General features: G+C 63.6%; 17 protein-coding genes. 7 read left to right on the top strand and 10 right to left on the bottom strand.

Annotated elements, in window-relative coordinates; all coding sequences use genetic code 11:
- The first annotated feature begins 39 nt into the window (after positions 1-39).
- From ptsP to CKW40_RS16345, 4 genes are all read left to right on the top strand, one after another.
- Entirely contained in the window at positions 40-1,614 is a 1,575-nt protein-coding gene (gene ptsP, locus CKW40_RS16360; protein ID WP_179297989.1) for a phosphoenolpyruvate--protein phosphotransferase, read from the top strand.
- A 2-nt stretch (positions 1,615-1,616) separates the two neighbouring features.
- The gene (locus CKW40_RS16355; RefSeq protein ID WP_095200911.1) at positions 1,617-2,042 is read left to right on the top strand and encodes a hypothetical protein; all 426 of its coding nucleotides are present in this window, start codon (positions 1,617-1,619) and stop codon (positions 2,040-2,042) included.
- A gap of 31 nt (positions 2,043-2,073) precedes the next feature.
- Positions 2,074-3,060: a dihydroxyacetone kinase subunit DhaK gene (dhaK, locus tag CKW40_RS16350; protein ID WP_095200910.1), complete on the top strand. Its 987-nt coding sequence runs from the start codon at positions 2,074-2,076 to the stop codon at positions 3,058-3,060.
- Between the two features lie 71 nt (positions 3,061-3,131).
- Entirely contained in the window at positions 3,132-4,154 is a 1,023-nt protein-coding gene (locus CKW40_RS16345; protein ID WP_095200909.1) for a nucleotidyltransferase family protein, read from the top strand.
- A 9-nt stretch (positions 4,155-4,163) separates the two neighbouring features.
- Here the strand turns inward: CKW40_RS16345 and CKW40_RS16340 are convergent, their stop codons facing one another.
- The 3 genes from CKW40_RS16340 to CKW40_RS16325 all read right to left on the bottom strand — a co-directional run bounded on the left by CKW40_RS16340 (position 4,164) and on the right by CKW40_RS16325 (position 7,282).
- Positions 4,164-5,579: a lasso peptide biosynthesis B2 protein gene (locus CKW40_RS16340; protein ID WP_244571199.1), complete on the bottom strand. Its 1,416-nt coding sequence runs from the start codon at positions 5,577-5,579 to the stop codon at positions 4,164-4,166.
- A complete protein-coding gene (locus tag CKW40_RS16330; protein WP_095200908.1) occupies positions 5,579-5,863 on the bottom strand; it encodes a PqqD family protein in 285 nt (94 codons plus the stop codon). The genes CKW40_RS16340 and CKW40_RS16330 overlap by 1 nt, the downstream gene beginning before the upstream one ends.
- Before the next feature lie 570 nt (positions 5,864-6,433).
- Positions 6,434-7,282, bottom strand: a complete 849-nt coding sequence (locus CKW40_RS16325; protein WP_179297988.1) for a DUF2259 domain-containing protein — start codon at positions 7,280-7,282, stop codon at positions 6,434-6,436.
- A gap of 154 nt (positions 7,283-7,436) precedes the next feature.
- On the opposite strand from CKW40_RS16325, the gene CKW40_RS16320 reads away from it, so the two are divergent.
- A complete protein-coding gene (locus CKW40_RS16320) occupies positions 7,437-9,344 on the top strand; it encodes a propionyl-CoA synthetase (protein WP_095200907.1) in 1,908 nt (635 codons plus the stop codon).
- Positions 9,345-9,491: 147 nt separating this feature from the next.
- The gene (locus CKW40_RS16315) at positions 9,492-10,574 is read left to right on the top strand and encodes an acyltransferase family protein (RefSeq protein ID WP_095200906.1); all 1,083 of its coding nucleotides are present in this window, start codon (positions 9,492-9,494) and stop codon (positions 10,572-10,574) included.
- Positions 10,575-10,884: 310 nt separating this feature from the next.
- Here the strand turns inward: CKW40_RS16315 and CKW40_RS16310 are convergent, their stop codons facing one another.
- The 5 genes from CKW40_RS16310 to CKW40_RS16290 form a co-directional block, all read right to left on the bottom strand.
- Positions 10,885-11,517 carry a class I SAM-dependent methyltransferase gene (locus CKW40_RS16310; protein ID WP_095200905.1) on the bottom strand — a complete coding sequence of 211 codons (633 nt, stop codon included), beginning with the start codon at positions 11,515-11,517 and terminating at the stop codon, positions 10,885-10,887.
- A gap of 11 nt (positions 11,518-11,528) precedes the next feature.
- Entirely contained in the window at positions 11,529-11,957 is a 429-nt protein-coding gene (locus CKW40_RS16305) for a nuclear transport factor 2 family protein (protein ID WP_095200904.1), read from the bottom strand.
- An 81-nt stretch (positions 11,958-12,038) separates the two neighbouring features.
- On the bottom strand, positions 12,039-12,641 hold the full coding sequence (locus tag CKW40_RS16300) for an NAD(P)-binding domain-containing protein (protein ID WP_095200903.1): 603 nt from the start codon (positions 12,639-12,641) through the stop codon (positions 12,039-12,041).
- A gap of 94 nt (positions 12,642-12,735) precedes the next feature.
- Positions 12,736-13,488 carry an SDR family NAD(P)-dependent oxidoreductase gene (locus CKW40_RS16295; protein ID WP_095200902.1) on the bottom strand — a complete coding sequence of 251 codons (753 nt, stop codon included), beginning with the start codon at positions 13,486-13,488 and terminating at the stop codon, positions 12,736-12,738.
- A 47-nt stretch (positions 13,489-13,535) separates the two neighbouring features.
- The gene (locus CKW40_RS16290; protein WP_095201045.1) at positions 13,536-14,270 is read right to left on the bottom strand and encodes an SDR family NAD(P)-dependent oxidoreductase; all 735 of its coding nucleotides are present in this window, start codon (positions 14,268-14,270) and stop codon (positions 13,536-13,538) included.
- A 270-nt stretch (positions 14,271-14,540) separates the two neighbouring features.
- Here CKW40_RS16290 and CKW40_RS16285 point away from each other — a divergent pair, with 270 nt between their 5' ends.
- On the top strand, positions 14,541-15,437 hold the full coding sequence (locus tag CKW40_RS16285; RefSeq protein WP_095200901.1) for a LysR family transcriptional regulator: 897 nt from the start codon (positions 14,541-14,543) through the stop codon (positions 15,435-15,437).
- Between the two features lie 90 nt (positions 15,438-15,527).
- Here the strand turns inward: CKW40_RS16285 and CKW40_RS16280 are convergent, their stop codons facing one another.
- Positions 15,528-17,915 carry a polysaccharide biosynthesis tyrosine autokinase gene (locus CKW40_RS16280; RefSeq protein ID WP_095200900.1) on the bottom strand — a complete coding sequence of 796 codons (2,388 nt, stop codon included), beginning with the start codon at positions 17,913-17,915 and terminating at the stop codon, positions 15,528-15,530.
- Positions 17,916-18,202: 287 nt separating this feature from the next.
- A complete protein-coding gene (locus CKW40_RS16275) occupies positions 18,203-19,099 on the bottom strand; it encodes a UTP--glucose-1-phosphate uridylyltransferase (RefSeq protein ID WP_095200899.1) in 897 nt (298 codons plus the stop codon).
- Between the last annotated feature and the right edge of the window lie 38 nt (positions 19,100-19,137).

Genomic DNA, 19,137 nt, shown 5'->3' with positions numbered 1-19,137 from the left:
CTGGCGCGCTTCTTCGCCGGCCCGCAAGGAATGCGGGCCATGCGGATTGAGGGTGTTCCGGCCTCGGCCGGCTATGCCGAAGGGCCGCTGTTCGACCTCGACCGGCCGCCGGCCGTCTACGCAGGCAAAGCCACGGCTGCTGAAGAGAAGACGGCGCTGGAAGCCGCTATCGGCAAGGCGGTGAGCCGGCTTACCGCCATGGTGGAAGCCGCCGACAGCGATGCCGCCGGCATACTCGAGTTCCACATCGCCATGCTGGAAGACGACGCGCTGAGCGGGCCTGCCTTCGCGGCGATCGCGTCCGGACGGACCGCCGACGTGGCCTGGCGGCAGGTACTCGATGCCGAGATCGCCGGCTACGAGGCCTCCGACCAGGACTATTTCCGCGCCCGTGCCACGGATTTGCGCGATATCAGAGACCAGGTGCTGCGCGCCCTGACCGAGGACGGTGGCAGCACGGCGCCTTCCGGCGCCATTCTCTGCGGCGAAGACATCGCCCCGACGCGTTTTCTCGAAACCGACTGGAGCCATGGCGGCGGCATCGCGCTGAAGGCGGGCAGCACGGCCAGCCACGTCGCCATGCTGGCACGCTCGCGTGGCGTGCCGATGGTCGTCGGTCTGCGCGAACCGCCTGCCAGTCTTGCGGGCATGGCGCTGCTCGACGCCGAGCACGGCAGCATCGTTCTGGCACCCTCGCCGGCGGAGATCGGGGCGTTCCGGCAGTCATCCTCTTCCTTCGCGGCCCGCCAAGGCATGGCGCAGCGTTTTCTGGCGCGGCCGGCGGTGACCAGGGCCGGCACTGCGGTGCGCGTGCAGGTCAACATCGCCGACCCGTCCGATGTCGACGCCATCGATATCGCGACGTGCGACGGTGTCGGCCTGATGCGCACCGAATTCCTGTTCGGCAAGACACTGCCGGATGAGGAGACGCAGTATCGCGCCTATCGCAAGGTGCTGGATTGGGCCGGCGACAAACCGGTGACGATCCGCACCGTCGACGCCGGCGGCGACAAGCCGGTGCCGGGCTTCACCGTCGAGGAAGGCAATCCGTTCCTCGGCCTGCGCGGCATCAGGCTGTCGCTGGCGCGGCTCGACATTTTTCGAGTGCAGATCAGGGCATTGCTGCGCGCCGCGCCACACGGCAATCTCAGGGTCATGTTTCCGATGATCTCCATGGCCGATGAGTATGAACGCGCAGCCGCTTTGTTTGCGGAGGAGCAGACGGCGCTTGTGGCGCGCGGCATCGCACAGAAGGTGCCGCCGCTCGGCATCATGGTCGAGGTGCCGTCGGTGGCCATCGCGCCGGAGGGGTTCGCCGGCGTCGCCTTCTTCTCGATCGGCTCCAACGATTTGACGCAATATGTGATGGCGGCCGCGCGCGACAACGCTGCCGTCGCCCATTTAAATTCGGTCCGTCATCCCGCGGTGCTGCGGCTGATCGGTTCGGTCACCGCCTTCGGACGGGAGAACGGCATTCCTGTCAGCCTGTGCGGCGATGCCGGCGGTGATCCGGCCGCGATCCCTTCGCTGCTCGAAGCGGGCTTGCGCGATCTGTCCGTTGCGCCGGCGCAACTCGCCATGGCCAAGGCGGCCATCGCAGATGTTTCGGTCTAGGCATGGTCGACATCAAACCCGAACCCGGTTCCGACGAGGCGATCCGCGCCTACAAGACGATCCTGTCGCAGGTCATCGACCAGCGTCCGTCCGGCATGCGCCAGCGCCTCGCCGACGCGCTTGGCAAGCATCGCAGCTTCGTCACGCAGATTTCAAGCCCGGCCTATACGGTTCCGATTCCGTCGAAGCATTTGCCGGCTATTTTTTCCGTCTGCCATTTCAGCCCGGCCGAGCGGGATCAGTTCCTCGCCGCCTACCATAAGGCGCACCCGGGGAAAATGTCGATCGCCGCGGGCATGCGCAAGACGCGGCATGTGTCGCTTGTCGTGCCGGATTTCGGCGACGACAAGCAGAATGCGGCGCTCGACCGGGCGATCAACGAATTCATCCAGAAGATCACCAGCATCGCCGGCAAGGGTGGCAGCTGACCATTCTTGCCGGGCTGTTTGGGAGGACGCCATGAAGAAATTTATGAACGCGGTGGACACGGTGCTGACCGAGAGCCTCGACGGCTTCGTCGCCGCCCACGCCGATATCCTCGTGCTTGGCGAGGACCATAAATTCGTCCGCCGCAGGACCTTGCGGCCGGGCAAGGTGGCACTGATTTCCGGCGGCGGCTCCGGCCACGAGCCGCTGCATGGCGGTTTTGTCGGCCATGGCATGCTGGACGCCGCCTGCCCCGGCCAGGTGTTCACCTCGCCGACGCCGGACCAGATGCTGGCGGCAGCGCAAGCCGTCGACAGCGGCGCGGGCTGCCTGTTCATCGTCAAGAACTACGAGGGCGATGTGATGAATTTCGACATGGCGGCGGAGATGTCTGATGGCGTCCTGCAGGTGGTGACCAATGACGATGTCGCCGTCGAGAATTCGTCCTACACCACCGGCCGGCGCGGCGTCGCCGGCACGCTGGTGGTGGAAAAGATCGTCGGCGCGGCGGCCGAGCACGGCCTGGCACTGCCAGTGCTGAAGACGCTGGGCGAGCGCGTCAATGCCGGCACCCGCTCGATGGGCGTGGCGCTGACCAGCGGTACCGTGCCGGCCGCCGGCAAACCGACCTTCGACATCGGCGACGGCGAGATGGAATTCGGCGTCGGCATCCATGGCGAGCCCGGGCGGCGCCGCGACAGTTTGAAAAGCGCCGACGCGATCGCCGAGGAGATATGCTCGGCGATCCTGGGCGATCTCGGCGACAAAGCGAAAGGCCCGGCGCTGCTGTTCGTCAACGGCTTCGGGGGCACGCCGCTGATGGAGCTCTATCTGATGTACAACAGCGCGCGAAAAATCTTCGAGAGGCGCGGCGTGACGATAGCCCGCTCGCTGGTCGGCAACTATGTCACCTCACTCGACATGGCCGGCTGCTCGATCACGCTGACCATGCTCGATGACGAGATGACCGGCTGGTGGGACGCGCCTGTCCACACGGCGGCATTGCGTTGGGGCATGTGACGCTGGCTTCGGCCGCGCTTTTCTGCGACCATCCCGGACAATTCATTTAGCGATAACATTTGTCCTGGTTGATGCTGCCGTCCCTCACCTGCGCCGAAGAAAGACTGCTGCTGCGCTTCGCCGATCCGGCGGCCACGGCAGTCGGCGAAGAACTGTCGGCAAAGGCCCTGTCGGCGCTACTCGACAATGCCGAATTCCACGGCGTCCTGCCGATCATGCTGCGCAAGTTGCAGGAACGTGGCGACGCGCATCTGCCGCCGGACGCCGGCTTGCGGGGGAAGCTCGACGATTTGCGCGACAAGGCGACGATCGCCACCGGCCAGTCGATGCTGCTGCGATATCATGGCGACCGCATCATGAAGGGGATGGCGGCGCAAGGCATTCCGGCGCGGATCGTCAAGGGACCGGTCTTCGCGCGAAAGCTCTATCGCAACGTGTCCGACCGGCCGTTCACCGACATCGACATCCTGGTCGAGACCGCCAACCTTGCACGGGCGAACCAGGTCGTCGCGGCATGCGGCTTCGTGCTCGGTAGCGACGAGGCCGAATCCTACCGGCTGCAGGAATTCAAATGGCTGGAAAAGGAGAATTCCAGCCTGCTGGTCGAACTGCATGGCGATCTGGTGCATGACACCGGCATGCGGCGGCGCCTGTCGCTTGGGTTCCGCGAACTGGGCATCATCGACGGCGATGCGACGGACACGCCGGCCGCGCTTCTGACGATCGCCATCGTGCACGCCGCCGGCGGCCACAAATTCCATCGCCTGCAGCTTTGCGTCGACGTGCTGCAAGGGGTGCGGGCGCTGCAATCAGAGGAATCCGAAACCCGCCTGCTCGACGCCGCCCGCATGACTGGCATCGAACTCGAACTGGCGATCGTGCTCAACGTGACCGGTGAACTGTTCGGCGAGGCCCGAGCACTCGAACTCGCCGGGCGCATCAAGCCCGACCTGTCTATAAGGCTGGCCAAACGGCTGATCACGACGAACACGCTGCTCCGGGTCAATTCCAGGGAGAAGATGGGCTCGCGCCTGCGCCGCGATGCCTTCCGCTGGATTCAGCGGCTGGCTAAAGCCAGGCCGCACGCGGCCTGAACCTCCGGTTCAGTCCCGCTCGGTCAATGTAGCGTTTATCAGCGCCGCCGCGTCGGCCGGGCGCGCGCCCACTTCCAGGGTGAAGGTCGGCACCGAGGACACCAGTCTGCCGATCGTTGCCAGCCGGCGCTTCTGCAGCGGCAGCAGGCCGGTCATGCCGGTGCGGACGTTGTCCATCGCGAGCGCCACCATGGCGTCGGTCCGGGCCATGGGCACAAGCCGGGTCTGACTGTCGGCGGACCGCGCCAGGTGCAGCAGGGCCACCACCGGCCTGGCGATCGGGCTTTCGATGCGGACGATCTCACTCAACCGCTCCAGCGAGACGGCCTGTTCGCCATTCCTGTCCCATAATGGGCCGAGGCAGGGCGCAACCTGCGGGATCATTTCGGCGGTCTTCTGGTGGATCTTGACGTGGCGCGGCAGGCCCCAGGCCAGGGGCTTGCCCGAAGCGACGTTCAGGATCATGGCATCGTCGGAGCACAGGCCAAAGCCTTGCGTTGCCAGCGCCAGCGACGTCGTGGTCTTGCCGGTGCCACTCGGCGCGTGGATCAGCACGACGGCATCGTGCCCCGGCAGTGTCAGCCCGGCGGTGTGCAGCATATGCTGGCCGCCGGCGTCGAGTGCGGCATCCAGCACCAGCATCGACGGCGTCCAGGCGGCTTTCGCACCAGGGCGAACCCGGAGTTCAGCCCACCGTCCCTCATCATTGATGGCAACGGTCTGGCGCCCGGGAAAGACGAGATGGGTGATGCCGCCCTCGGTGATCATCCGGCAGTAGCCGTCTTCGGGTATGTCGCCGTCGAAAACAAGCGATCCGCCGGGGTCCTCGTTCAGAACATCCGCCTCGGTGATATCGAGGCGAAAGCCCGGCTCGACGGCACCTTCGATACGCAGGATGCCCAGCATCCTGTCGAAATCCCCCCACAGCTCGGGGCGTTCGGCCGATATGCCGAGGATTTGACCGTTGAGACCATAACACGCCGAAGGCCTGGTCACGCGGGGCGCCTTTGAGGCATCGGCATGATGGCGATAGATCTCAACCATGCCGGGAAGGCGGTCACTGACCACCGGCCTGCCGTCGAGGCAGACCCAGCAATGCGCCGAGACGCGTGGCGTCTGCAGGGACTTCGGATCGACGCCGAAACGCAGCTCCGGATCGAAGCCGGCAAGGCGTAGGAAACGATGGCCGAGCAGGCCTTCGCGCAGGCATCGGCGGTCGCGCATCAGCCAGGGATGGCGCACGGCTCGGTTGACGCGGGCGACGATGTAGGTGGCCGGCAGACCGCGATAGGGCGTCGAGGAGGTAAGGGGCGCCCATTTCAGCACGTCCTCGAAGCTGCGCCCGGCAATGAGAACCGGCATAAGCCGGGCGCTTGCCCAGAGATGGCAGCGAAACAGGGCACGCAGGAGCGGACCGTCAGCCATCAAGCGCCTGGGGCGGCAAGAATACCTTCCGAGACCAGATCGGCGGCCAATGCCGCCATGTCCTCGTCGAGCGTATCCTTGTCGACCTCGAACTCCTGGCAGAGCAGGCCGACGATCTGGTCGAGGCTGCGCGCGCCGTCGACCTTGTCGAGGAAGGCTTCGGTCGTGCCGTTGCACGTATAGAGCTGGCCGCTGCGCGCCAGAAGCACGACCGCACCATCGCCGACATGCTGGACCGAGGCATCGTCCGCCAGCCGCAAAATCGTTCCAGAGACAATTTCCATCACCAACCCGACAGCCTGCAAGAACCCCGAAATGAGATAGCGCGGTGGTGGGGTGCTGTCTATCGGCCGGCCGGGGGAGATGGCCCACGCTGCTTTGCCTTTGCGACGGAGTCCTGCCGATCGCAGAATGCGGCCTCAACTGCTCCCGGCCGAAAACCGTCCCAGAAATAGTCGTCGCGATGACGCCCCACGCAAGTGTGTTGACGGACCGGACAGTTGCATTTCTTCCCCTAAGTAATGTAAGGACTCCCGGGGTTTTGGGGAGATAGCGTATGCGTTACAACTGGGAGCGGGCTCCGACGACTTTCGAACGTCATCGGAAAACCCTGGCGGCAGCCATTTTGATCTTCGGCGGCGTAGGCCTCATGCTTGTGGCCCTGCCGATCTAGTGCAGTCGACATTCTGTCCAATGAATACCGTTCGTCAGAGCAATTCCAGGAAAAGTGGGGACCGGTTTTCCCGGGAAAAGCGCGTAGCGCTTTCCCTTGGGAATTGCGTAAAAACAAAGAGTTAGAGAGGTCCGCCGTTTCCGTGAAACGGTGAACCTCTCTTGACGGCTATCGACCGGTCTCAGCGAGGTTGTCCGGTCACGGCAATGAAGCGGCGGTCACGCCCTTCAAAGCCCTGGCTGAAGCGCTGCACCAGCACGGCGATCACCGCCGGTTTGCCGGGAGGTGTGTATTCATAGGATTCCGACAGGCTGTAGGAGGTCGGGCAGTTTCTCGAGCCTGGCACGGCCTTGTCCTCATGCAAGGTCTTGAACGGCTTGCCGTCCTGGCCCCGCAGCGTCAGCCGGAAGCCGAGCGCCTTGCCAGTCTTGTCCCCTTGAAGTGTCTTATCGCCTTGAGATGCCTGCCCGCCTTGCTGGGCGTCGTCGAAACTCGCCGAACAATCGACGGTGCTGCCGCCCAGGATCTCGTCGAGCTGGATGGTCGAAATCCCGGTCTCGTCGTAGAGCGGCGAAAGCCATTTTTGCGATACCTGTTCGAGGCGGGAAATGTCGGAATAGGCAACCATCTCGCCCGGAAAGGTGAACTTGTCGGAGGCGGTCTGTTTGCCGCGCGGAGCGATGGCATATTTGGCCAGGATGGGTTTTGCCTTGGCAGCCGCTTGCGCTCTCGCCTGGTCGAGGGTCAGCGTCGCCTCCTCGGATTCGTCGACGATCAGGATCGGCTTGCCGCCAACGAACTCATCGGTGCGCGTGTCGATGATATCGATCTCGGAATAACCGGATGCCGAGGCGCCGCCATCAAGCTCACCATATTGCTCGAAGGCGAAAGTGCTGCCATCGGGCGAAAAGCCGATGATGCGCCTTGCCGCGGCGTCTCCGGCCAGGGCGGTTGCGGTGGAGATGGCGAGCACCGCGCCGATCGTCAGCGCAAACACCGGTTTTGCCATGATCGGCGCTGGAGTGCGCATTGCTCATATCCTCCCCCGCGACGACTTCACTTCACGATACGGCGCACAAGGGGTCAAGCCGGGACCGGCTCAGACGAAAATCAGGGAAGACAGCGCCGGAAAAAACAGCATAGGCTGTTGGCAAAGACGGCAAAAGGTTCCTGGGAGGTTACGGATGGCTTCACGCTATCACGAGGTCTATGACGGCTGGAAACGCGACCCGGAAAAATTCTGGGCGGACGCGGCCGGCGCCATCGACTGGTATTCGCCCTGGGACAAGGTGTTCGATGCCAGCGCCGGCGTCTATGGCCGCTGGTTCACCGGCGCGACCTGCAACACCTGCTACAACGCCATCGACCGGCATGTCGCCGGCGGGCGCGCCGATCAGATCGCGCTGATCCATGACAGCGCCATCACCGGAACGGTCAAAAAATTCACCTATGCCGAGTTGAAGCGCGAAGTGGTGGCGCTGACCTCCGTCCTGAAAAACCGGGGGATCGGCAAGGGCGACCGCGTCATCATCTACATGCCGATGGTGGCGGAGGCGGCCATAGCCATGCTCGCCTGCGCCCGCATCGGCGCCGTGCATTCGGTTGTCTTCGGTGGCTTTGCCTCGCCTGAATTGGCCACCCGCATCGACGACGCCAAACCGAAGCTGATCATCTCGGCCTCCTGCGGCCTGGAGCCGGGCCGGATCGTTGCCTACAAGCCGCTGCTCGACAGAGCGATCGAGATGTCCCGCCACAAGCCGGATGCCTGCCTGATCCTGCAGCGCGACCAGTTGCGCTGTGATTTGAAGGAGCATTTCGACATCGACTATGCCGATGCCGTCGCGCGCGAGCGGGCGGCGGGCGCCAATGTCGACTGCGTGCCGGTGCTCGCCACCGACCCGCTCTACATCATCTACACGTCAGGCACGACCGGCCAGCCCAAGGGCATCGTGCGCGACAATGGCGGCCACATGGTCGCGCTGAAATGGACGATGGAAAACGAGTTCGGCGTCAAGCCGGGCGAAGTGTTCTGGGCGGCGTCCGATGTCGGCTGGGTGGTCGGCCATTCCTACATCGTCTACGGACCGCTGCTGCATGGCTGCACCAGCATCCTGTTCGAAGGCAAGCCGATCGGCACGCCGGACGCCGGCACCTACTGGCGGGTCATCTCGGACCATGGCGTGGTGGCGCTGTTCACCGCGCCGACGGCCTTCCGCGCCATCAAGGGACAGGACCCCAGGGGCGAGTTCGTTCCCAAATACGATCTGTCTAAATTCCGCACGCTGTTCCTCGCCGGCGAGCGCGCCGACCCAGAAACCATCAAATGGGCGGAGCAGAAGCTCAACGTGCCGGTGGTCGACCATTGGTGGCAGACCGAGACCGGCTCGCCGATGACCATCAACCCGGCCGGGCTCGGCCTGCTGCCGGTGAAATACGGCTCGCCCGGCGTGCCGATGCCCGGCTACGACATCCGCGTGCTCGACGATGCCGGCCACGAAGTGCCGCGCGGCACGCTCGGCAATGTGGTGGTCAAGCTGCCGCTGCCGGCCGGCTGCCTGCCGACGCTGTGGAATGCCGATGACCGCTTCCGCCAGGCCTATCTCGAAGAGTTCCCCGGCTATTACAAGACCGCCGATGCGGGCATGATGGACGAGGACGGCTATCTCTATGTGATGGCCCGCACCGACGACATCATCAATGTCGCCGGCCACCGGCTGTCGACCGGCGCCATGGAGGAGGTGCTGGCCGCCCATCCCGATGTCGCCGAATGTGCCGTCGTCGGCATTGCCGATGCGGTGAAGGGACAAATTCCGCTCGGCTTCGTGGTGCTCAATGCCGGTGTCGCCCGCGACGGCGGCGCCATCGAGAAGGAGGTGGTCGCGCTGGTGCGCGAGCGCATCGGCCCGGTCGCCGCCTTCAAAACCGTGGTGACGATCAAGCGCCTGCCCAAGACGCGGTCGGGCAAAATCCTACGCGGCACCATGCAGAAGATCGCCGACAAGGAAGCGTGGACGATGCCGGCAACCATCGACGACCCGGCCATTTTGGACGAGATCACCGCTGCCATGAAGGCGCGCGGGATCGGGGTCTGACAGGCATGCGGGGCGCACACGGCGCGCCGCCATTCGCGTATGTTGCGGCGCGGCGACGTTTGTGATCGCCGCATTGCTTGATCGTTTGTTGTGCAGCGCAGCATGACACCCTACACTTGACGCGGGGGGCCATCCGATCGGGATCGCATGGCTCAGCAAAAGATTTCATTCGGCGGTGTGGACATATTGCGATTCCTCGCCGCCGTGCTCGTCATGGTCTACCATTACGGATTCTGGGTCTGGGCCTATCCGGACGGCATTTCGGCGCAAGCCACGGGCGGCGTCGCGGCGCAACCGGCAATCGGCGCCTGGGTCGAATCTGGCTGGGTCGGCGTTGAAATCTTCTTCGTCATCAGCGGTTTCGTTATCGCCTTCAGCGCCGAGAAGTCGACGCCGCTGCGATTTTTCGAAGCCAGGGTCAAACGGCTGGCGCCGGCCGTCTGGATCTGCGCACCGGTCACCGCGGCGCTTTTGCTGCTCATCGGCCTGAGCTGGCCGACCGATGCAGTGGTCAGGCTGGTCCGCACCGGCCTGTTCGCGCCCTATGGTCCCTGGGTGGACAGTGTCTACTGGACACTCGGCATCGAGATCGCCTTCTACGCCATCGTCTGGATCCTGCTGCGGCTTGGCCGCTTCCATCTGATGGAGGTGGTCGCCATCGCCATCGGCTTGGTCAGCACGCTGTTCTGGTGCCTCTATTATCCACTCGGCTGGGCCGACTTCGCCGAGACACGCTGGCTGCAGCTCACTTTGGTGCATCATGGCTGCTTCTTCGCCGTTGGCGTGCTGCTGTGGCTGATGCGGTTCAAGGCGCTAACGGTCCCTCGCCTTGGCCTCTGCCTGCTGTTCCTCGGCGGTGGCGTGCTGCAGATCGCCAGTTCGGTCGACGTCCACAGCATCAAGGTCAATGCCGCGATGCCCTATGCGCCGCCGATCCTGATCTTCCTCGTCGCCATCGCCTTGATGGCGTGGTCGCTGCGGCTCGACCTCAGCTGGAGCGGCTGGCGCCGCATCGGCCTGATGACCTATCCGCTCTACCTGATCCACGACGTCGTCGGCGCTGCCATGCTCGGGCCGATGGTCCGTGCCGGGCTGCCTTATCTCCTGTCGATGGTAACAGTTGGCGCGACCATGATCGCGGCAAGCTGGCTGGTGGCGACCGAAGCCGAACCGCGCATCCGGCTGCTGCTCGACCACACGATTTTCCGCTACCGGCTCAAGGCCGCTTAGACGCCATCGTCCGCTTGAGGAAATTCGTGTTCGTTCATGCCGGCATCAGATCCGGGGCAGCGGCGTCTAGGCTTTGCAAAACCTGATCAGGAGATAGCGCCGCCACGGCTGCTGTCTGGTAGCCGACCTCCAGCTCTTCACGGAAAACTCCAATGACGCTTCAGCGGCCTTCGCTGCCATCGTCGCGTGGGCTCATCAGACGAGCTCATCCAAAGCCGACTTCGTGGCGGCAAGCAGGGTTGCCTCGATGTCTTTGATGGGCTTGTTTGCACCCATCGGGGAGTCGACATGAATTCGGCGCCGGGACGTGTCAGGGCTTCACGAACCGATAGGCGAAGCGATCGGTCTCGCCCTTGATCGAGGGATCGAAGACCTTGATCGAGTGCGGATCGTCCTTCTTCGCGAGCATTGTGCTTTCCGCGTCCAGTACGAAGCCGGCCGCCTCCACCTCCTCGCGAACAGAGGCAGGGTCGATCCGATGCAGCGCCTGGGTGTCGCTCGTGCCCGACCCTGCGGCGGCGGCGTGGTCGACGATGACGTAGGACCCACCGGGCTTCAGCCGCTTGTAGACAGCTCGATTGAAGTCGGCCGCCGTCGCACCCTTCTTCTGAATCAGCGCGGTGTGGAGGTCGTGGTAGAACAGGTGCAGCCACAGGACATCCGCTGGCTGCGTGACCTCCGGCATCGCGACGAGGTCCGCCGAGACGGCTTTGACATTCTCTCGGCCCGGCTCCTTCGCTAGCGTCCGCATGCGGCCAACCGGATCGTTCTTGAAGTCGGCGACTTCGGCCGGCACGAAGCTGTAGACCCGACCTCCGGGGCCCACGACGTCGGAGAACAGGCGCGTCCAATCGCCGTCGCCTGGGTAGACGTCAATGACTGTGGAGCCCGCATCTACACGTGCGAACCGGATCAACTCGGATAGCTTGGATTGGTCGTACATCGGAATCTCCTTTAGGGTTGGGCATTAGACGAGCGCCCGGATGCGTCCATCCGCGAGGCCCGGGCCAGCGCTTGCGTGTCGACGTATTCCCGGATGGTGGTCAGTCTGCCGTCCCGGACGGTGATGGCGAAGATCCAGTCGTCCTCGAACGTCTTGTTCGTGGCTTTGATCTTCCCCCTGGCGGAGCCGACGACCAGCACCCGGTCCCCCTGCGCTACGAATTCCCGGGGTTCGGTGGACGTTTCTATCGACTTGGATGCCGTCTCAAGCAAATCCGTTAGCCCCGCGTGTCCGTGGCGCGTTCCGGCCAGCGGCCAGTCCTCGCCCGGGATGATCCACTCGATGTCTTCGGCGACCAGCGCCAGCAGAGCCTCCTTGTCGCCGCTGCCGATCGCGGCGAAGAAGTCCTTCACGGTCTGGATGTTCTTCTCGATACTCATGGGAATTTCTCCATTTCGCCTGGGTCGGATCTTGCTCGACCCGATCCGTGTATCGTGGGCCTGCCTGTTGGCACGTCGTGCTCATCCGTCGAACTTGACCAGGTCCTTAAAGATCAACTGACCCCAGCTATTTCCGCGCGCCTGGACCAGCAGCCCACCTTCCGACAGCCCGCCAAGTTTGATCGGCGAGAAACCGAGCTTTTCCGCGAGCGCAGCAATCTCCGCTGCGGCAGCGTCATCGTCGCTCGCCAGAAATACGACTCTTCTGCCACCATGTAGGGCCGGATCCTGATCAAGGACGGCAGCGACCAGATGGTTGAAGCCCTTGACCAGTTTTGCACCAGAAAATGCCTGTGCAACGAACTTGGAAGACGGCTGTCCCCCCAGTTTTTCAGGAGGCACGCCGTAGGCATTTGTCACATCGACGATGGTCTTCCCCTGCCAGGTGGCGAGCGCCTTCGCGACATCCGGGTGCGACTCGAAACGAACAGCCAAAAAGATGATGTCCGCCTTGACCGCAGCCGCCAGCTTCTTGGGAATGATCGTGGGCCCGATCGCGGCGGCATCGGCTGCAAAGCTTTCCGGGTCGCGCGTGGTTGCAACGGACACGTCGATGCCCTTGCGGGCGAACGCCTTGGCCAGGGCCTTGCCGATATTGCCGAAGCCGATAATTGCGTAGCTCACAATGTTTCTCCTAGTCTTGTATTGGAACTAAAGTTTGAGAAGCGGGATCACTACTGGCGGGGCTGAAGGGCCAGCCACGGGACCGCGCTGGGGCTCAGACCTGCGCCATGCCTCCATCAACGGCGAGATCCACACCGGTGATGTAAGAACTATCATCGGAGGCGAGGAACGTGACAGCAGCCGCGATTTCCTCCGGTTTGCCTCTGCGACCCATTGGGATCTGTGAAGCAAACTGGGCGACCGCTTGCTCGGCTTGCTCAGGGGTAAGGCCCGTCGTTGTCTCCAAGGCGGGGGTCTCGATGGCTCCGGGGCTCATCGTATTCACTCGGATTTTGCGGTCTTTCAGCTCTAGAGTCCAAGCGCGCGAGAAGTTGCGCACTGCCGCCTTACTCGCAGCGTATGTGCTAAACCCCGGCAACCCCAACACGTTCGAAACCGAAGAATTCAGAATAATCGAACCGCCGTCTTTGAAGAGGGGAAGGGCCTTCTGCACCGTGAAGAACAGCCCCTTCACGTTCACGTCGAAGGTCTGGTCAAAGTGGGCCTCAGTAGCTACTGCGAGCGGTGCGATTGTCCCTGCGCCAGCGTTCGCGAAGAGAACGTCGATGTGACCATGTTTCTCCTTCACGATTGCATAGAGGCGATCCAGATCTTCCAAGAGCGACACGTCACCCACGACCGTCGTAACGTTTCTGATGATGAAGGCTGCAGCCTCCTTCAACTCTTTCTCCCGTCGCCCGGTGATCACGACGTGCGCTCCTTCCTCCACGAAGCGCTTGGCGGTGGCCAACCCGATCCCGCTGCTTCCGCCCGTGATGACTGCGACTTTGCCTTCAAGTTTTTTCATGACGTACTATCCTTGGTTGTTTTACCAGACGCGGGATCAAGCCGGCATCAGAGCTGCGCCAGGCCGCCGTCGACGGCGACCTCGCTGGCGGTCATGAAGCTGCTGTCCGACGACGCGAGAAAGGCAGCCACCGCCGCGATCTCCGCGGGATCGGCCATGCGCTGGAGCGGCGTCATCGCGCCGTAGGCCTTCTGGCCCTCCTCGCCCAGCGCTTCCTTCGCGAGTTCAGTCGCCGTCGCCCCGGGCGACAGCACGTTGACCCGGATGCCGGTGCCCTTCAGGTCCTCCGCCCAGGTCCGCGCGAGATTGCGCACGGCCGCCTTGCTCGCGCTGTAGGCAGTGAATCCCGGGGCGCCCGTGGTGCCGGCGCTCGATCCGGTCAGGATGATCGAACCGCCCGGGCCCATCAGCGGCAACGCCTTCTGGACCGTGAAGATCGTGCCCTTCACATTGGTGTCGAAGGTTTCGTCAATATGCTCGGCGGTGATCTGGCCGAGCGGAAGCGGGCCTCCGGCCCCGGCATTGGCGAAGACGATGTCGAGGCTTCCGCGCTCGGCCTTCACAGCCGCGTAGAGCCGGTCGAGGTCGGCCTCATCCGAGACCGAGCCTTTCACCGCGCGGGCATTGGGCCCGAGGTCCGCCACAGCGGCGTGGAGCACTTCCCGCCGGCGGCCGAAGATGAATACGAAGGCGCCTTCCTCGACGAATCGCTTTGCTGCGGCGCGGCCGATGCCGGTAGCGCCGCCGGTGATGACGGCGGTCTTTCCGTTCAATCTGGTCATGACGTGCATCCTTCCAGGCTTCCGCCTTGGTCATTCGGGAAAGCCCCGAGACCCCAAGATGGGTCCGCCGAGGTCGGGCGTTGAGTGAGGAAGCGCGCACATCGGTGGTGCGAAATCGATCCGATACGGCTGTTAACGGTAACCGCGACGATAATGTTCCGCCGTTTGGAATTGAGCGCCGCTGGTGGACAAGTGTTATGATAGCCGCCCTGTACTGCGTACGATAAGTTAGGGCTTTGGAGGGCGCACCGTGCGGTGCGGGATCGCACCATGATCGACTGGGACGACGTTCGCTACTTTCTTGCCGTCGCACGCGGAGGCTCGGTGCGGGCCGCCGCCAAGCGCCTCGGTGTGAACCACGCGACCGTGCTGCGACGCATCGCCCAGCTCGAGGAACGTCTCGGGGCGCACATGTTCGAAAAGCTGCCTTCGGGCTACCGCCTGACGGCTGCGGGCGAGGAGGTCCTCGAACTCGCGGAGCGGATGGAAGCGTCGTCGCACCAGCTGGAAACGCGCGTCTTGGGGCGCGACCAGAGTGTGCGCGGGCTTCTGCGCGTGACGCTGGCACCGACCCTCGCGACACACCTGCTCATGCCGGACTTCGCCGATTTCGCGCGTCTGCATCCGGACATCGAGATGGAAATCCTGTCGTCCGGCGAGCTGGCAAATCTGACCAACCGAGACGCTGACGTGGCGATCCGCGTCGTCTACGACCGCAAAACCCTGCCGCTCAATCTTCACGGCCTGAAGGGATCGGAGCTGTTCGGCGGCATCTACATGTCTCGGGATCGACTAGCCGCATGGCGTGCGGGCGCGCCTGATCCCATCCGCTGGATCGTCATAAGCAGTCATGGAATTCCGCAATGGGCCAGTGAGGGTGAGGTTCGCACCGCCGAAGTTCCGTTCAGGGTCACGGACGGCGAGGCGCAGATCGTTGCTGTACGGCAAGGGCTCGGAATGACGACACTGCCGTGCTTCGTCGGCGATGCCGACCCCCTGCTGGTGAGGGTGCCGGGCACCGACCTGCACATGTACGGAACGGTTTGGCTTCTCACACAGGGCGAGACACGCAAGACGAAGCGTGTGCGGCTCTTCACCGAGTTCGTATCCCGCAGGCTCGCCGCGTACGCGCCGCTTCTCGCGGGACTGTCCCTATCGCGCGACTGACGCGCGGCAGGTCGCCGGGATTCCAACATTGGCGCATGAACAGTGCTTCATCGCCAATTCCGTCAAGGCGGAAATCCAGGTAGCCGCTGCCTAGACCGTTGCCTTGCTGCGCACTTCCGACTTGTCGAGATAGTAGCTCGAATATTTGTCGAAGAATTTTTCCGACGCGCCGAACGATCCGTATCTGGCGAGCTTCTTCAGGTCGACCTTGTTCAGCACCGCGCCGACGATCTTGTTGGCGACATAGGGTTCGGATTCCAGCATCGAGCGCACCATCGCGCGTGGCGTGCGGCCCCATTCGGTGACCAGCACGAAGCCGTCGACCAACGGCGCGAAGGCCTTGGCGTCGACCACCGGACCGAGCGGCGGCAGATCGACGACGATGTATTCGAACGTCTCCTTGGCATTCTCGATGAAACGCCGCATTCCGGCCGAGGACAAGAGCTCGCTGGTGTGCGAGAAGTTGCCGCGCAGCACGGCGGGGATGATGGCAAGCTTGGTCTGCCGGTCGATCTTGCCGACGGATTGCCAGGTCTGGCCGTTGACCACGGCCTCCATCAGGCCCTGCTCGGCCTCCATGCCGAGGCTGCGGCTGAGGCCCGGATTGCGCAAGTCACCGTCTATGAGCAGCGTCCTGGCGCCATTGGCCGCAAGCAGCCCGGCGAGATTGGCCGCGACCGTCGACTTGCCTTCGCCGGGAAGGACCGAGATGACGCCGACGACGCGGCTGCCTTGCCCTTCCATCACGACATCGAAGGCGATCTTGGCGCTGCGCAGCGTTTCGGCGAACATCGATGCCGGAGCGTCGATGCTGACCCGCATGCGCGCGCGCCTTTCGATGGCGGCCGGCGACCTGGCTGCCTTGGCATCCGGCTGAGCCTCGGCCGGCTTGTCCTCCTTGGCGGGTCTGCTGCCGACTGTCGGCAGGTAGCCGAGGAATTTGAGGCCGACGCGGTCGCGTACCTCCTCACCGGTCCGGAAGAACCGCTCGTTGAATTCGTTGAGGCCGCCGAAGCCGGCGCCCATCAGCACGCCGAGCACGAGCGACAGTCCGAGCACGATGATGGTGCGCGGGCTCGAGGCGGAGAGCGGCGTCGAGGCATCCGAGATGATGCGGATCTTGCCGACCGGGAAGGATCGCTGCTGCGCGGCCTCCTCGTAGCGGCCGAGGAACGTCTGATAGAGCGTGGTGAGCGCCGTCGCCTTCTGGTCGAGATCGCGCAACTGGACCTGCGACTGGTTGTCGATGGAACTCTTGCCTTGTGCGGCGGCGACATTGGCCCTGAGCGCGGTCTCGCGCGCCAGCGCCACCTCATATTCGTTGCGATAGCTTTGAGTCAGCTGCTTCAGCTCGCCGAATATCTGTGCCGATATGTCGGCCTTCTCCTTGGCCAGCGCCACGGCCTGCGGATGGTCGGGACCGAAATTGGCCTCGACATCCTGCTGCCGCTTGGCGACGGTGAGGTAGCGGGTCTTGAGCGCCGCGATGACCGAACTGCTCGGCTGGTCGGCCGCTATAGCGGCATCCTTGAAGGCATTGTCCGAGCCGCTGTCGACGATCGACTTGTACTGCTGGTAGCGGGCGCTGGCGCGCGCCGTGTCGGCCTGCGCCACGATGAGCTGGGCGTTGAGGTCGGCAAGCTGCTTGTCGCTCATCAACTGGCCATCATTGTTGGCGGACAGGCCGTGTTCGGCCCTGAATTTCTCGACCGCCAGCGATGCCTGCTGCGAGCTTTCGCGCAGTTCCGTCAGCCGGCCCTGCAGCCAGACCGCGGCGCGCTCGGTGGCGTCGAAACTGGCATCGAGCTGATCGGCAAGATAGGCTTCGGCATAGGCTTTGGTGATGGCCTTCGCCAGTCCCGGGTCCGTCGCCTGATAGCCAAGCGCGATGACGTAGCTTCGTCCGACGCGATCCGCCCGGATCTCGTTCTGCAGCTTGAGGATGGCGTAGTCGCGGCCCGCCGCGGCAATCAGCGCATCGCGCGTTGCGGGGTCGAGCTTGCTGAAGTCACCCATGCCCGGCATGGGCGCGCTGGGGTGGACATACTGGATCAGGCCGCGGATCAGGCCGACACCCTGGGCAAGGGCGGACTGCGGCGGGTTCATGAACGCTTCGTTCTGGTCGAGTTTGAGCTTGTCGACGACCACCGCGGCAAGCCGCGTCGAGGTCAGGATCTCGATTTGGCTCAGAATGGCGGAATCGGTCTGCATGGTCGTCGACGCCGCCGAAATATCATCGACGATCTTGTTCAGGCCCTCGTCGATCAGCACGCTTGAGACTGACACATATTTGGGCGGCGTTGTCTGCAGATAGAGCATGCCCAGGAAAAGACCGATGGCGGCGCACACGGCAACCACCTTGGCCTGCCGCGCAGCCATGCCAAGCAGCCGCTCGATGTCGATGAAGTCTTCGCCGTTTCCTGCGTCCGAATTCGGCAATGGCATCCTCTTGTCGAGAGGAAAATTGGCATAATTCATCGTCGGTCCAATCCCAGAGCCTGTTGCGTTCCCGATCATCGGGTTGAGGCTCTATCTCTTTGTTTGGGCATGATCTTTTCCGAAAACTTCCGGGATCATGACCTGTCTCAGTTTTTAAGCCTGATCTCTCCGGAAACCGGAGCCACTTTCCGGGATCATGCTTTAGCTTGCAGGCGCCGCAACGGTCGGGAGCATTGCCAAGAAGCAACGCAAGCTTCATGCCAGACGGCGGGGGCCTGTCGGCCCCTCGCCGCCAGCCATCCGGCAATACTCCCGAAAGATGGGCATTATGCGGCTTCTTCCTGGCGTTCATGCGACCGGACGAACTCCTGAAGCATCTCGAAAACCGGGCCCTTCATGTCGTTGCGCGCCAGCGCGAAGGCGATGTTGGCCTGAATGAAGCCTTCCTTGGACCCGCAGTCGAACATGCGGCCCAGGAAAGGCTGGGCGAAGAACGGCTGATCCTTCGACAGGCGGACCATGGCGTCCGTCAGCTGGATCTCGTTGCCGGCGCCGCGCTGCTGATTGCCCAGCAGCGCGAAGATCTCGGGCTGCAGGATGTAGCGGCCGTTGATGTAGAAATTCGACGGCGCATTGGCCGGGGCAGGCTTTTCAACCATGGCCGAGACCTCGAAACCACCGCCGACATCGGCGCCGCGGCCGACGATGCCATATTTGTTGGTCTCGCTCGGATCGCAACGTTCGACGGCGATCACGTTGCCGCCGGTGCGCTCATAAAGGTCGACGGTTTCGGCGAGACATCCGCGCCCGCCGAAGGAGACCATATCAGGCAAAAGCAGGGCGAAGGGCTCGTTGCCGATGACCTCGCGGGCGCACCAGACGGCGTGGCCAAGGCCCTGCGGCGACTGCTGGCGGATGAAAGAGGTGGCGCCGGCCACCGGCAACATGCTTTCGAGCGCCTCCAGCTGGGTCTTCTTGCCGGTCTGCTCCAGGGTTCCGATCAATTCCGGATGCAGGTCGAAATAGTCCTCGATGACCGCCTTGTTGCGGCCGGTCACGAACACGATGTGCTCGATGCCGGCTTCGAAGGCCTCGTCCACCGCATATTGCACGACAGGCCTGTCGACGACGGGAAGCATTTCCTTCGGCATCGACTTGGTCGCCGGCAGGAACCGTGTTCCAAGCCCCGCCACCGGTATCACGGCCTTCCTGATTTTCTTCATCGCAAATTCCTTCTGAGGAGATCGACTGCAGTTCCTTC

Source organism: Mesorhizobium carmichaelinearum, assembly GCF_900199455.1.
GTDB classification, from domain to species: Bacteria; Pseudomonadota; Alphaproteobacteria; order Rhizobiales; family Rhizobiaceae; genus Mesorhizobium; species Mesorhizobium carmichaelinearum.
This window is presented reverse-complemented; position numbering and strand designations above follow the sequence as displayed.

Excerpts from the sequence above, each read along its gene's own strand:
- CKW40_RS16275 (WP_095200899.1), bottom strand. The coding sequence starts at position 19,099 with ATGAAGAAAATCAGGAAGGCCGTGATACCGGTGGCGGGGCTTGGAACA.
- CKW40_RS16340 (WP_244571199.1), bottom strand. The coding sequence starts at position 5,579 with ATGGCTGACGGTCCGCTCCTGCGTGCCCTGTTTCGCTGCCATCTCTGG.
- CKW40_RS16295 (WP_095200902.1), bottom strand. The coding sequence starts at position 13,488 with ATGAAAAAACTTGAAGGCAAAGTCGCAGTCATCACGGGCGGAAGCAGC.
- dhaK (WP_095200910.1), top strand. The coding sequence starts at position 2,074 with ATGAAGAAATTTATGAACGCGGTGGACACGGTGCTGACCGAGAGCCTC.
- CKW40_RS16355 (WP_095200911.1), top strand. The coding sequence starts at position 1,617 with ATGGTCGACATCAAACCCGAACCCGGTTCCGACGAGGCGATCCGCGCC.
- CKW40_RS16315 (WP_095200906.1), top strand. The coding sequence starts at position 9,492 with ATGGCTCAGCAAAAGATTTCATTCGGCGGTGTGGACATATTGCGATTC.
- CKW40_RS16280 (WP_095200900.1), bottom strand. The coding sequence starts at position 17,915 with ATGAATTATGCCAATTTTCCTCTCGACAAGAGGATGCCATTGCCGAAT.
- CKW40_RS16310 (WP_095200905.1), bottom strand. The coding sequence starts at position 11,517 with ATGTACGACCAATCCAAGCTATCCGAGTTGATCCGGTTCGCACGTGTA.
- CKW40_RS16345 (WP_095200909.1), top strand. The coding sequence starts at position 3,132 with ATGCTGCCGTCCCTCACCTGCGCCGAAGAAAGACTGCTGCTGCGCTTC.
- CKW40_RS16305 (WP_095200904.1), bottom strand. The coding sequence starts at position 11,957 with ATGAGTATCGAGAAGAACATCCAGACCGTGAAGGACTTCTTCGCCGCG.
- CKW40_RS16285 (WP_095200901.1), top strand. The coding sequence starts at position 14,541 with ATGATCGACTGGGACGACGTTCGCTACTTTCTTGCCGTCGCACGCGGA.
- ptsP (WP_179297989.1), top strand. The coding sequence starts at position 40 with ATGCGGATTGAGGGTGTTCCGGCCTCGGCCGGCTATGCCGAAGGGCCG.
- CKW40_RS16330 (WP_095200908.1), bottom strand. The coding sequence starts at position 5,863 with ATGGAAATTGTCTCTGGAACGATTTTGCGGCTGGCGGACGATGCCTCG.
- CKW40_RS16320 (WP_095200907.1), top strand. The coding sequence starts at position 7,437 with ATGGCTTCACGCTATCACGAGGTCTATGACGGCTGGAAACGCGACCCG.
- CKW40_RS16325 (WP_179297988.1), bottom strand. The coding sequence starts at position 7,282 with ATGCGCACTCCAGCGCCGATCATGGCAAAACCGGTGTTTGCGCTGACG.
- CKW40_RS16290 (WP_095201045.1), bottom strand. The coding sequence starts at position 14,270 with ATGACCAGATTGAACGGAAAGACCGCCGTCATCACCGGCGGCGCTACC.